The following is a 12076-nucleotide window of genomic DNA, read 5'->3' on the forward strand; positions in this document are numbered from 1 at the left end:
AACGCGGCACAGACCTGAAGCAATGCACGACGCCAAGAACGCCCAGAGCGCGCTCGCCCAGCAGATCGCCCAGACCATCGCCGACGAGATCGGTGCCCAGTCCGCCCAGGTACGTGCCGCCGTCGGCCTGCTCGACGAGGGCGCCAGCGTTCCGTTCATCGCGCGCTACCGCAAGGAAGTGACCGGGGGCCTGGACGACACCCAGCTGCGCAACCTGGAAGTGCGCCTGACCTACCTGCGCGAACTGGAAGACCGTCGCGCGGCGGTGCTGGCCAGCATCGGTGAGCAGGGCAAGCTCAGCGACGAACTGCGCAACGACATCCTGGCCGCCGACACCAAGAGCCGGCTGGAAGACCTGTACCTGCCGTACAAGCCCAAGCGCCGTACCCGCGCCCAGATCGCCCGCGAGGCCGGTCTGGAACCGCTGGCTGATGGCCTGCTGGCCGACCCGACGCAGGACCCTCAGGTCTTCGCGGCAGCCTTTGTCGACACCGACAAGGGCGTGGCCGACACCAAGGCCGCGCTGGAAGGCGCCCGCGCGATCCTGATGGAGCGCTGGGGCGAAGACGCCGCGCTGGTCGGTGAGCTGCGCACCTGGCTGGGCGAGACCGGCGTGATCCGTGCCCGCGTGGCCGAGGGCAAGGAAACCGAAGGCGCCAAGTACCGTGACTATTTCGAATACGCCGAGGCGCTGGCGAAGATTCCCTCGCACCGCTTGCTGGCGCTGTTCCGTGCGCGCCGCGAGGAGATCCTGTTCCTGGAGCTGGACCCGGGCAACGAGGCCGAGGCCGGCCACCAGTACGCCGAAGGACGCGTGGCGCGCAAGGCCGGCATCGCCGATCAGGGCCGCGCCGCCGACCGCTGGCTGCTGGATGCCTGCCGCCTGACCTGGCGTGCCAAGCTGCACACCCATCTGCTGCTGGACCTGTTCAACCAGGCTCGCGAAAAGGCCGAGGCCGAAGCCATCGCAGTGTTCGGCGACAACCTGAAGGACCTGCTGCTGGCCGCGCCGGCGGGCCCGAAGACCGTACTCGGGCTGGATCCGGGCATCCGCACCGGCTGCAAGATTGCCGTGGTCGATGCCACCGGCAAGCTGGTCGCGACCGACACCATCTACCCGCACGAGCCGCGCCGCCAGTGGGAGCAGTCGCTGCAGACGATCAAGCAGCTGTGCGCCAAGCACAACGTGGAACTGATCGCGATCGGCAACGGCACCGCCAGCCGCGAAACCGACAAGCTGGCCGGCGAAGCGATCAAGGCTGCCGCCAACCCGAAGCTGCAGAAGGTGGTGGTCAGCGAGGCGGGCGCGTCGGTGTACTCGGCGTCCGAGTTCGCGGCCAAGGAATTCCCGGGGCTGGACGTGTCGCTGCGTGGCGCGGTGTCCATCGCGCGCCGCCTGCAGGATCCGCTGGCCGAACTGGTCAAGATCGAACCCAAGGCGATCGGTGTCGGCCAGTACCAGCACGACGTGGACCAGTACCGCCTGGCACGGGCGCTGGATGCGCGGGTCGAGGACTGCGTGAATGCCGTGGGCGTGTACGTGAACACCGCTTCGGCCGCGCTGCTGTCGCGCGTGTCCGGCCTGTCGTCCACGGTGGCCGAGAACATCGTGCGCCATCGTGACGACAATGGCCCGTTCAAGCGTCGCAAGGACCTGCTGAAGGTCGCGCGCCTGGGCGAGAAGACCTTCGAGCAGTGCGCCGGCTTCCTGCGTATCGCCGATGGTGACCAGCCGCTGGACGCCTCGGCGGTGCACCCCGAAGCCTACCCGGTGGTCGAGCGCATCGTGGCCAGCACCGCGCGCCCGATCAAGGCGCTGATCGGTGATGGCAGCTTCCTGCGCGGCCTGAAGGCAGAACAGTTCACCGACGACACCTTCGGCGTGCCGACCGTGCGCGACATCCTGAAGGAACTGGAAAAGCCGGGCCGTGACCCGCGTCCGGAGTTCAAGGCCGCGCGCTTCGCCGAGGGCGTCGAGGACATCAAGGACCTGCGCGAGGGCATGGTGCTGGAAGGTGTGGTCAGCAACGTGGCCGCCTTCGGCGCCTTCGTCGATATCGGCGTGCACCAGGATGGCCTGATCCACATCTCGGCGCTCTCCGATACCTTCGTGAAGGACCCGCGCGACGTGGTCAAGGCCGGCGATATCGTCAAGGTCAAGGTGCTGGAGGTGGACGTGGCGCGCAAGCGCATCGCCCTGACCCGGCGCCTGGACGACACCCCTGGGCAGGCCACCAGCCGCCCGGGCCAGCGTGATGATCGCGGCCAGGGGCAGGGGCCGCGCCGCGACGCAGGCGGCCAGAACCGCGGGCCAAACCGGGGCCAGGGCAATGGCGGCCGTCCCGCTCAGTCCGCGCCCCCGGCCAACAACGCCCTGGCCGAGGCCTTCGCCCGCGCCAAGCGCAGTTGAGGACCGTGTCCCCCGTCACGCTTGATTCGTGGCGGGGGACTTGTCGATTTTCCCCGTGATTGCGCACACTTGCGCCTGAGGGGGGCGTTTGGCCTCCCCGCTGTCGCTGGGGAGGGCCATGACGCCAGCAGGACCCGTTGTCTTCGTTGAGGGCTGCAGTGTTGTGCTGCGGCTGCTGCCCGCCTGTGCGGGCCGGGGACCGGATTGATGGCGGGCCAGGGAAACAACGGCAACGGTCTGCTCGAGCGGCGCCTGCAGGAACTGGCAGAGGAGCGCCGGCGCCTGGCCATGATCATCGACGGCACCGCTGCCGGTACCTGGGAATGGAACGTGCAGACCGGCGAAATGCGGGTCAATGCGCGCTGGGCGGAGATTGTCGGCTATCGCCTGGAAGAGCTGGAGCCGGTGTGCCAGAAGACGTTCCTGAAGCTGGTCCACCCCGACGACATCGTCCTGTCCGACGCGGCACTCGAGGATCACTTCGAAGGCCGCAGCGACAACTATGTCTGCCTGCTGCGCATGCGCCACAAGAATGGCCAGTGGATATGGATCCACGATCGTGGCCGCGTGTTCGAATGGGACGGGCAGGGACGACCGCTGTGGATGGCCGGTGCGCACGCCGACGTGACCGAGCTGCAGCAGGCGCGGCAGGATGCGGCCGAGAGCCGGCAGCGATTGCAGGCCGTGGTCGACGCGTCCGATGAGGTGGCGGTGATCGCGACCGATACCGAAGGCACCATCACCCTGTTCAATACCGGCGCGGAACGCCTGCTGGGTTACAGCGCGGAAGAAGTGGTCGGCCAGCGGCGACTGGGTGATTTCCACGATCCGGACGAGCTGGCGGCCTGGCTGCGTCCGCTGGCGGCTGCGGACGGAAGCCTGCCGGGCGCGTTTGAAGCACTCAGCGCCCGCGCCGATGAGCAGACCTATTCACGGCAGTGGACACTGCGGCGCAAGGATGGCCAGCCACGCCAGGTGCGCTTGTCGATCAGCCGCATGGATGGTGCTGGCGGCGCGCGGATCGGCTATGTCGGCATGTCCATCGACATCACCGAGATCCTGCAGGCGCGCGCCGAAGCACGCCTGTCGGCAGAGAAATTCGCCGGTGCGTTCACGTCGGCGGCGCTGGGCATGGCGCTGGTGTCGCTGGAAGGACGCTGGCTGGACGTCAATGACGCACTGTGCCGGATCCTGGGCTACCCCCGCGAAGAACTGCTGCAGGTTGATTTCCAGCGCCTGACCCACCCCGATGACCTGCAGACCGACCTGGCCCTGGTGCAGGATCTGCTGGCCGGGCGGCGCAGCCACTACCACCTGGAAAAGCGCTATCTCGATCGCGACGGCAAGGTGATCTGGGCGCGGCTGTCGGTGTCGCTGGTGCGCACCGAGCACGGTGAACCGCTGCATTTCGTGTCGCAGATCCAGGACATCAGCGCCCAGCGCAGCAGCGAGCAGCGCCTGTTCGAGAGCGAGCAGCGCAGCCGTATCACGCTTGATGCGGTTGCCGACCTGGTGCTCAGTGTCAGCCTGGATGGCCGTATCGACTACGCCAATGCCGCCGCAGTACGCACCCTGGCGGGTGATGGCGCGCTGTCGCTGGCCGGGCACAAGGTGCAGGACGTGCTGGCACTGACCACCGAATATGCGCCCGGCTCGGTACTGGATGTGTCGGTCCTGCTGGACCCGGAAAGCAATGCGGTGGACCTGCACGCCGATCTTCTGCTGCGCCTGGGCACGGCCACGATCCCGGTCGACCTGACCCGTGCCTGGCTGCGCGATGATGAAGGTCATGTACGCGGTGCAGTGTGGGTACTGCGTGATGACACCCAGCAGCGCGCGCGCCAGCGCGAAGCGCGCCATCTGGCCGAGATCGATCCGCTCACCGAGCTGAGCAACCGTCGCGGTTTCGAGGTGCATCTGCAGCAGGCGATCACCCGCGTCGAGCGAACTGGCCAGGCCGCGTCGTTGATGTACATCGACCTGGACCGCTTCAAGCCGGTCAACGACACCTGGGGCCATCTGGCCGGCGATGCCGTGCTGTGGGCGGTGGCCAGCGTGCTGCGCCACGGTGTGCGCGATTCGGACGTAGTGGCGCGTCTGGGCGGCGACGAATTCGCAGTGATCCTGTCCGGCTGCACGCCGCGTCGTGCCGCGCGCATCGGCGGTGAACTGCTGCACACCCTGGCGTCGCTGTCGATTCCGTGGGACCGGGACCGCCTGCATGTGGGTGCCAGCATCGGTATCGCGCCATTGGCGGGTGGGATGAGCGTGGACCAGGCCGTGGCAGCGGCTGATGCCCAGTGTTACCGGGCCAAGGCAATGGGTCGCAACAACGTACAGGTGCAAGGCGAGGCCAGTGAGCTGCCCGGCGATGATTCCGAAGCCGCCGAAGGCTGATCTCAGCCTGTGAGAGGGCGTGCGCGAATACTGCGCGCACATCCACTCATGCAGGTGATCCCATGAAGGTCTGGAACCCGGTTGCGATGCGGGCCTACGCCCCGGCGATGGTTGGCTGGTGCCTCGCGCTGGCCGCCTGCCTGCGTGCGGAACAGCTGCGCGGCGACCTTCACGCGCAGGCCCTGCTGCCGGTACTGCAGGGCGGCGCGGTCGCCCTGCTGGTGTTCACGCTGTCCTGTATCGGTGCCGCCAGCATCGTGCTGTGGCGGACGGGCAGGAACGCGGTGGAGTGATGCGGTGGATGGTCACCGCATCCTCCACGTCATGTTGCGTCAGCGCAGTACTTCATCCGAACTGACCAGCTGCACGTCGTGCATCAGATCGAGGTAAGCCTCGTAGTAGCCCTTGTGCGAGGCACCGACGATCGTCAGCATGCGGGTGCCTGGATGCTGGCCCAGGATGTCGCGCATGTTGGCGACCATGCGCAGGTTGCGGGTTTCCCAGTAGCCCACGTAGTTGCGGCCGAAGCCTTCCGGCGAGGGCTCGACGAGGGTCGCGCCGAAATCGCTGTTGAAGGCCACCATCGCGGCCTCGGGCGTGTTGTAGGCGCGATACATTGCGAGCAATCCATCCGGTTGAGCAAGATTGGCCTCCAGTCGTTCATCGGCCGCCCTGCGCGCTTTGACGAAGGAATTGTCCCAGGCACCGCGTATGGCGGCAGCGTAGGCCTTCTGCTGCGATTCCGGTGTTGGCGAATCTGCAGTGTGGTCGTCGACCGACCACAGGCGCTCCAGCCCCAGGCGTGCCGCAAGTACGCCGGCCACCAGTCCGGCCTCGTTGCGGCGGGCCATGCGCGTGTCGAGGAACTGCACCAGTTCCGGTGTCAGGCTGTCCGAAGCACGTCGCTCTTCCCTGGACAGCCGCAGCCATTGGACGACTGCCGAGCTGCTTTCGCCCGCGGCCAGGAACACGGCGGCCAATCGGCGCCGCTGGGCAGCGGTTGGCGCCTTCGGCCAATCCGCAAGCAGGCGTTCCATCTCCACGTTGGCGCTGGGCACGTCCAGGCCGGTGGCGGCCTGCGCCGGTGCCGGATCGACGCAGTAGTCCGCTACGCTCTCCGCGTATCGGGCCGGATTGCGGCGCATGAAGTCACACTGCAGGCCGGACAGGTTCTCCACCGCGATCGCGGTGGGCCGCCAGGCTTCCAGGCGCTGCAGCAGAGGTTCCAGCATCGCCGGCGTGAAGGTCTCCGGCAGGCTGGACAGGTGCGGGCTGCCCAGCACCAGCACTTCGTTCGGGCGTCCTGCGGGTGGTCCCTTCAGCTGGTCGGGGTGGAAGGCGGGTCGATAGGCGGCGTCGTTGGCCAGCGCGCTGCTGCTGCACAGGGCCAGGAAGAGAAGGCTGGCAAAGCGAGGGAACATGCGATCTCCATGTCGATAAGCATCCTGCGGGGCCTTCATGCTGGTCATTTTCTCCTGCTGGGGAATCCCGCATTGGTCATGTAAACCTTTCTGCCTTGAGCTGCATCCTTCTGCTGAGCGATGCTGCACGCAATGCCCAGGCGATGCAGAAGATGACATTGGACGACTGGACCATCGACAGTCCGCGGCTGCACCTCCGGCCTTTCACGCCCGGTGACGCCGACGAGGCATTTGTGGCAATCACACCCGGGCTGACCCGCTATATGGCGTTTGAGCCGCCACCCTCGAAGGAGGCGTTTGCTGCCGTCTGGCGGACGTGGCTGCTTACCATCGCCGACGGGACCGACATCACGTTGGTGATCCGCAGGCGCGGGGATGGGGTATTCCTTGGCCTGGCAGGCCTGCATCGAGCCCGTGAAGCAGAACCCGAACTGGGCATCTGGATCGCAGAAGTGATGCATGGGCACGGCTATGGCCGCGAGGCAGTGGCGGCGGTGTGGTCGGCGGCCTCTGGGCGCCTTCGCTGTGCTGCGTTCCGCTACCCGGTGGCGGAACGGAACCGGTCCAGCCGTGCATTGGCTGAGTCCCTTGGTGGGCAGGCAGTGGCACGTGAGCAGGGCGTGAAGTACACGGCAATCGTCTACCGCATTCCCGCTGCAATGCACAGAGTTGCGACGGACGTCGCGGAATCCCGCTAAAGCGGCCGACGGCGTCGCCGATACTCCCTCTGGATCCCGCTCCAGTCACCCGCCGCAGGACCCCAGGCTGCCCCCGACGGGCGGTCCGCGCAGTGTGTTCCGCCGCTTCCAGATGCCGATCGCACCCGCAGCAGACGTTCTTGGCAGTCGCTCGAGAGGTGCCCGTTGGCACCTGTAGTCCCTGGCAACTGATGTTGCCGCCGGGCATCCCGCCCGTCGGGTCACAACCGCTTACCGGACACCGAGGATCAGACAATGCTCATTCCAGGCTTCACGGCAGGCGCGCAGGCGCCGGCCGAGCTGCATACCCGTTGGTCGCCGTGGCGTGCGCTGCTTGGCGTGCTGGCGCCGCAGCAACGCACCAGCACAGAGGCGGCGATGACCGACCGCACCGAGCTGGAAGCGCAGGTGGCCGCGCTGCATCGCGTGCAGGCCGTCATCGAGTTCGCGCTCGACGGCACCATCCTGCGGGCCAATGACAATTTCCTGCAGGCGATGGGTTACCGGCTGGAGGAGATCCAGGGCAAGCATCACTCCCTGTTCGTCGACCCCGAGCAGGCGCGCAGCGCGGAATACCGCGACTTCTGGGTACGCCTGGGGCGTGGCGAATATGACGCCGGACAGTACCGCCGCTTCGGCAAAGGTCTGCGCGAGATCTGGATCCAGGCTTCGTACAACCCGGTGCTGGACCGCCAGGGGCGGCCGTACAAGGTGGTCAAGTTCGCGACCGACATCACCGCGCAGAAGCTGCAGGCGGCCGACTCGGCGGGACAACTGGCCGCGATCGCCAAATCGCAGGCGGTGATCGAGTTCAGCATGGATGGCCGCATCCTGTCGGCCAATGACAATTTCCTGGCCGCTACCGGCTACAACCTGGACGAAGTGCGCGGGCAGCACCATTCGTTGTTTGTCGAGCCTGAGCATCGCAGCAGCGTCGAGTATCGCCAGTTCTGGGAGAAGCTCGGGCGGGGCGAATATGACGCCGGCCAGTATCGGCGCCTGGGCAAGGGCGGGCGCGAGGTCTGGATCCAGGCATCCTACAACCCGATCCTGGACCTCAATGGCAAGCCGTTCAAGGTCGTCAAGTACGCCACCGACATCACCGCGCAGGTGCACGAGAACCAGGCCATGCAGCGCGCCGTGGCGCAGACCCGCGAGGTGGTGGCTGCCGCCAAGCAGGGCGATCTGACCCAGCGCGTGGCCACCGCCGACAAGAACGGGTCGATCGCCGAACTGTGCGAAGGCGTGAATTCGCTGGTCGAGGCGATGGCCGCGATCATCGGCCAGATCAAGTTCGCCGCGGACACCATCGCAGTCGGCGCGACCGAGATCGCACAGGGCAACAGCGACCTCTCGCAGCGTACCGAGCAGCAGGCGGCCTCGCTGGAGGAAACCGCTGTGTCGATGAAAGGCCTGGCCGAGACCGTGCAGCGCACGGCCACCAACGCGCGCCAGGCCAGCCAGCTGGCCGGCGGAGCGGCCGACGTCGCCGCACGAGGCGGCACTGTGGTGCATGAGGTGGTCGAGACGATGGCGGTGATCAATGCCTCGTCGCGGCGCATCGTCGACATCATCGGAGTGATCGACGGCATCGCCTTCCAGACCAACATTCTCGCGCTGAACGCAGCGGTGGAGGCTGCGCGTGCCGGTGAACATGGCCGCGGCTTTGCCGTGGTTGCCACTGAGATCCGCGAGCTGTCGCAGCGTTCGGCCAGCGCAGCCAAGGAGATCAAGCACCTGATCGATGAGTCGGTTGCCAATGTGGGCGCCGGCACGGCGCAGGTTGAGAGCGCGGGCCGTACCATGGATGAAATCGTGACCAACGTGCGCCGGGTCAGTGACCTGATGACTGAAATCAGCACGGCCTCGCAGCAGCAGAGCGACGATATCCAGCAGATGAATCATGCGGTCGACCTGATCGATCAGGGCACCCAGCAGAACGCGGCCCTGGTCGAGGAGGCGTCGGCGGCGGCGCGCAGCATGGAAGAGCAGTCGGCGCAGCTGCTGCAGACCGTGGCCAGCTTCCGCGTGCAGGGCGGGGCCGGGCACCGGCACGGAACAGCGGGGCTGCACGCGGTCTAGGCACGGCGACCGGACGGGTCTTCCTTGCTATCGGCGTCGCCGCGTACGCAGTTGCGACCGGCATGTTTGGCGCGATACAGGGCCTGGTCGGCGCGTTCGACCAGGTCGCGCGGATCGCGGTCTTCGCCGGGTGCCTGCCAGGCCACGCCGATGCTGATGGTGACGGTGGCCTCGGGGGCGGGCAGGGCTGCGGCTTCGACCGAAGCGCGCAGCCGTTCGCCCAGGCCCAGTGCGTGGGCGGCATCGGGCGAGGGCAGGGCGGCGATGAACTCTTCGCCGCCATAGCGCGCCAGCAGATCGTCACCCCGTTGCAGGCAGCCATCAAGAATGGCGGCGACCGACTGCAGGCGACGATCGCCCTCCGGATGGCCATAGGTGTCATTGAGCCGTTTGAAGTGGTCGATGTCGATCATCAGTACCGCCAGCCCGAGTCCCTGGCGGCGTGCGCGGCCACGGGCATTGCCAAGAGATTCGTCGAAGCTGCGGCGGTTGCCCAGCCCAGTCAGCGGATCGCGCCGCGCCAGCGTTTCCAGCTCATCGCGCTGGCGCTGGATCTCCACCTGGCTCAGCACGCTGCGCAGGGCATAGCCGAGCATGGCACCAATGAAGCCCACCGTGGCCAGGGTGGGCTGCAGGCGCGCGACCAGCAGCGCCACCATCATCAGCAGCAAGGGCAGCATCAACGGCACGCCGGCGTCGACGATGCGGCGCAGGCTGCGCGATACCTCCACCGCCGGATAGCGGCGCTTGCTGGCGGCCATGACGGCCAGCACCACGAACAGTCCGCTGATCAGCAGGTCCCCCCAGTTGCCGTCAGGCAGCTGCGGCTGGTAGGTGTTGATGTAGAACGCCAGCAGGAAATAGCCCAGCGCGTAGATCGCAAGTGTCCGGAAAAAATCGCGGCGGTCGGGATTGTCCTCGGCCAGGAAGCGGATCAGCGCGAAGCAGAACACCAGGCTGTTCTGTAGGTTGCTCATGGCGTTCAGGCACTGCGTCCACAATGCGGCGTTGAAATGCGCCATCGCCCGCGTGTGCCCGAAGTACAGCAGCCACAGCAGCGCGATGATCAGCAGGTCCACCGCGCGGATGCAGCGGTTGCCGCCGCCCGGGCTGGCGGCCACGTAGGTCAGGGGGATGCGGTAGAACACGTACAGGATCAGCGAAGACACGGTCATCTGCGCAGGATCGAGGCCGGCCACATTGCGGTACAGCAGGGCGAGCAGGGCCAGCGAGAACAGGCCCACGGCAGCGCCCAGCGTCCGCCATTTGCAGGCCGCCTGGCGGCTGTCACGCGCACGCCGCACGCAGGCCAGTGCAGCCAGCAACGGCGCAGTGATCAGCATCAGGTAGGAGCCGACCGGGTCCTGCGGGCCAACAAAGGCAATGACGAGCGCGTGCGTGACCAGAAAAAACAGTGCCGCACGCAACGTCATGCATTCCCCCGCCCCCAGCTCCGGCTGGGATCACGATAGGCAGAAGCACGTGTGGCTTGCAAGAAAAGTGTGCGCTGCGTCTATTTCGAAGCTTGCCGGAAGTCGCAGTTGTGTTTCAGCATGGTGACGCGGAGCCTTCGACGCGGGCGTACATCCAGAAGTCACGGGGCTGTCCTCGAACCCGCCGGTAAGCGCGCAGCAGGCCTTCGCGCTGCATGCCGAGGCGTTCCAGCACGGCGATCGAGCGGGCGTTGCTGTCCAGGACAGTCGCCTGGATTCGGACCAGGGCGAGTGCGGCATGGCCCCATTCGAGCACCGCGCGTGCTGCGTGCGTGGCCAGTCCCTGACCCTGCCAGCGCGGATCGAGATCATAGGCAAGTTCGCCGCGGCCATGCGACAGGTCGATTCCGTTCAGGCCAACGGTGCCGATCAGCTGGCTGTCGGCGCCCACCAGCGCCCAGCGCTGGTCCGTTGCCGTGGGCAGGTAACCGGCGATCTGGCAGCGCAGTGCTCTTTCGGAAACGTCGCCCCAGCTGGTGTGCTCGGTCACGCCCGGCAGCGAGAGATAGCCGGCCCAGGCGGCAGCATCATCCACGTGCAGTGGACGCAGCCGTGCGGGCAGGGTGGCAGGGAGCGTGGGCAGGGCGGGCGTTGGCATCGTCGCCAGTGTCGGCGCTCCGGTCCTGAAAATGCAAAAGGCCAGGTCGGGGACCTGGCCTTTGATGCAGTGGTGCCGGTGAAAGGACTCGAACCTTCATGGGGTCACCCCCGGCTGATTTTGAGTCAGCTGCGTATACCATTCCGCCACACCGGCAGGCAGCGTGCGAGTGTAACCGAGGTCGGCACGGCTTTCATAGTGGGGAGGCCGATCGGGGCGCCTCCTGTCGGCTTCGGCCCTGTCATGGCTATACTGCGGCGGCTTGAATGCCTCCAGGAGCGGTAGCCGATGACAGTGTTGCAGGACCTGAGGGTGCTGGTGGTCGAGAACGACGAGATGAGTGCCGCACTGCTGCAGATGCAGCTGGTGCATGCCGGTGCGACGGTGGTGGGGCTGGCCGCGAGCGTGGCTGAAGCGCTGCGCCTGCTGCAGGCGTCGACCCCGGACGTGGCCCTGCTCGATTACCGCCTGGCCCGCAATGAGACCAGCGAGCCGGTGGCTGCGGCACTGTCGGCGCGCGGGGTGCCGTTCGTGCTGGCCACCGGGATGCAGGCCGAGCAGCTGCCCGAGCCGATGCTGGCCGGCGTGCTGCTGGTCAAGCCCTATCTCTCGGCAGATCTGAGCCAAGCGCTGGTACGCGCAGTGGGCCGCGCCAGCGCCAGCGCCTGATTGGCGCGTGCTGAAGCGGTGGGCGTATCCTGCCCGGGCCTGAATGCTCAGGCCTACAAGGAGAGTGGCATGAAGAAGTGGATCAAGCGCATGGTTGCTGCGGGTGTCCTTTCGATGGCGGTCTTCGGTGGTACGGCCTCTGCCGCGTGGTGTGGCCAGCCCTGTTTCCAGCTCTACAAGAGCTGCATCGCGCGGGGTGGAGAGGTTGAACAGTGCCTGCAGGAACAGGCCTTCTGCGAAGAGGCGATGTGCGGCGGCAATCCCTGATCCATGAACCCCGCCCAGGCGGGGTTTTTCATCTGTGCGCG

The 12076-nt window shown here is 66.9% G+C and carries 10 protein-coding genes and 1 tRNA gene; 7 read left to right on the forward strand and 4 right to left on the reverse strand.

Annotated elements, in window-relative coordinates:
- The first annotated feature begins 22 nt into the window (after positions 1–22).
- The 3 genes from V3B64_RS04640 to V3B64_RS04650 all read left to right on the forward strand — a co-directional run bounded on the left by V3B64_RS04640 (position 23) and on the right by V3B64_RS04650 (position 5100).
- The gene (locus tag V3B64_RS04640; RefSeq protein WP_121503561.1) at positions 23–2410 is read left to right on the forward strand and encodes a Tex family protein; all 2388 of its coding nucleotides are present in this window, start codon (positions 23–25) and stop codon (positions 2408–2410) included.
- A gap of 207 nt (positions 2411–2617) precedes the next feature.
- The gene (locus V3B64_RS04645) at positions 2618–4807 is read left to right on the forward strand and encodes a PAS domain S-box protein (RefSeq protein WP_049461919.1); all 2190 of its coding nucleotides are present in this window, start codon (positions 2618–2620) and stop codon (positions 4805–4807) included.
- A gap of 62 nt (positions 4808–4869) precedes the next feature.
- Positions 4870–5100: a hypothetical protein gene (locus V3B64_RS04650; RefSeq protein ID WP_049400551.1), complete on the forward strand. Its 231-nt coding sequence runs from the start codon at positions 4870–4872 to the stop codon at positions 5098–5100.
- A 39-nt stretch (positions 5101–5139) separates the two neighbouring features.
- Here V3B64_RS04650 and V3B64_RS04655 read toward each other — a convergent pair whose 3' ends face one another.
- The gene (locus V3B64_RS04655; RefSeq protein ID WP_121503560.1) at positions 5140–6228 is read right to left on the reverse strand and encodes a DUF5694 domain-containing protein; all 1089 of its coding nucleotides are present in this window, start codon (positions 6226–6228) and stop codon (positions 5140–5142) included.
- A gap of 95 nt (positions 6229–6323) precedes the next feature.
- On the opposite strand from V3B64_RS04655, the gene V3B64_RS04660 reads away from it, so the two are divergent.
- Both V3B64_RS04660 and V3B64_RS04665 read left to right on the forward strand, forming a co-directional pair.
- Positions 6324–6926, forward strand: a complete 603-nt coding sequence (locus V3B64_RS04660; RefSeq protein WP_239669684.1) for a GNAT family N-acetyltransferase — start codon at positions 6324–6326, stop codon at positions 6924–6926.
- A gap of 255 nt (positions 6927–7181) precedes the next feature.
- Positions 7182–9008: a methyl-accepting chemotaxis protein gene (locus tag V3B64_RS04665; RefSeq protein WP_329913720.1), complete on the forward strand. Its 1827-nt coding sequence runs from the start codon at positions 7182–7184 to the stop codon at positions 9006–9008.
- On the opposite strand, the gene V3B64_RS04670 is transcribed toward V3B64_RS04665, so the two are convergent.
- The 3 genes from V3B64_RS04670 to V3B64_RS04680 all read right to left on the reverse strand — a co-directional run bounded on the left by V3B64_RS04670 (position 9005) and on the right by V3B64_RS04680 (position 11255).
- Positions 9005–10441 (reverse strand): GGDEF domain-containing protein, encoded by a 1437-nt coding sequence (locus V3B64_RS04670; RefSeq protein WP_197616933.1) that lies wholly within the window; start codon positions 10439–10441, stop codon positions 9005–9007. The two genes, V3B64_RS04665 and V3B64_RS04670, sit on opposite strands and share 4 nt — an antisense overlap.
- Positions 10442–10556: 115 nt before the next feature.
- On the reverse strand, positions 10557–11099 hold the full coding sequence (locus V3B64_RS04675) for a GNAT family protein (protein ID WP_032129386.1): 543 nt from the start codon (positions 11097–11099) through the stop codon (positions 10557–10559).
- 70 nt (positions 11100–11169) lie between these two features.
- Positions 11170–11255: transfer RNA gene (locus V3B64_RS04680), tRNA-Leu, on the reverse strand.
- 132 nt (positions 11256–11387) lie between these two features.
- On the opposite strand from V3B64_RS04680, the gene V3B64_RS04685 reads away from it, so the two are divergent.
- Positions 11388–11768, forward strand: coding sequence for a response regulator (locus tag V3B64_RS04685; protein WP_032129385.1), 381 nt, complete (start codon positions 11388–11390; stop codon positions 11766–11768).
- Between the two features lie 69 nt (positions 11769–11837).
- Positions 11838–12035: a hypothetical protein gene (locus tag V3B64_RS04690; protein ID WP_010484956.1), complete on the forward strand. Its 198-nt coding sequence runs from the start codon at positions 11838–11840 to the stop codon at positions 12033–12035.
- Positions 12036–12076: the final 41 nt, after the last annotated feature.

The organism is Stenotrophomonas sp. SMYL86, from assembly GCF_036320025.1.
Taxonomy (GTDB): domain Bacteria; phylum Pseudomonadota; class Gammaproteobacteria; order Xanthomonadales; family Xanthomonadaceae; genus Stenotrophomonas; species Stenotrophomonas maltophilia_A.

Excerpts from the sequence above, each read along its gene's own strand:
- V3B64_RS04640 (WP_121503561.1), top strand. The coding sequence starts at position 23 with ATGCACGACGCCAAGAACGCCCAGAGCGCGCTCGCCCAGCAGATCGCC.
- V3B64_RS04645 (WP_049461919.1), top strand. The coding sequence starts at position 2,618 with ATGGCGGGCCAGGGAAACAACGGCAACGGTCTGCTCGAGCGGCGCCTG.
- V3B64_RS04650 (WP_049400551.1), top strand. The coding sequence starts at position 4,870 with ATGAAGGTCTGGAACCCGGTTGCGATGCGGGCCTACGCCCCGGCGATG.
- V3B64_RS04655 (WP_121503560.1), bottom strand. The coding sequence starts at position 6,228 with ATGTTCCCTCGCTTTGCCAGCCTTCTCTTCCTGGCCCTGTGCAGCAGC.
- V3B64_RS04665 (WP_329913720.1), top strand. The coding sequence starts at position 7,182 with ATGCTCATTCCAGGCTTCACGGCAGGCGCGCAGGCGCCGGCCGAGCTG.
- V3B64_RS04670 (WP_197616933.1), bottom strand. The coding sequence starts at position 10,441 with ATGACGTTGCGTGCGGCACTGTTTTTTCTGGTCACGCACGCGCTCGTC.
- V3B64_RS04675 (WP_032129386.1), bottom strand. The coding sequence starts at position 11,099 with ATGCCAACGCCCGCCCTGCCCACGCTCCCTGCCACCCTGCCCGCACGG.
- V3B64_RS04685 (WP_032129385.1), top strand. The coding sequence starts at position 11,388 with ATGACAGTGTTGCAGGACCTGAGGGTGCTGGTGGTCGAGAACGACGAG.
- V3B64_RS04690 (WP_010484956.1), top strand. The coding sequence starts at position 11,838 with ATGAAGAAGTGGATCAAGCGCATGGTTGCTGCGGGTGTCCTTTCGATG.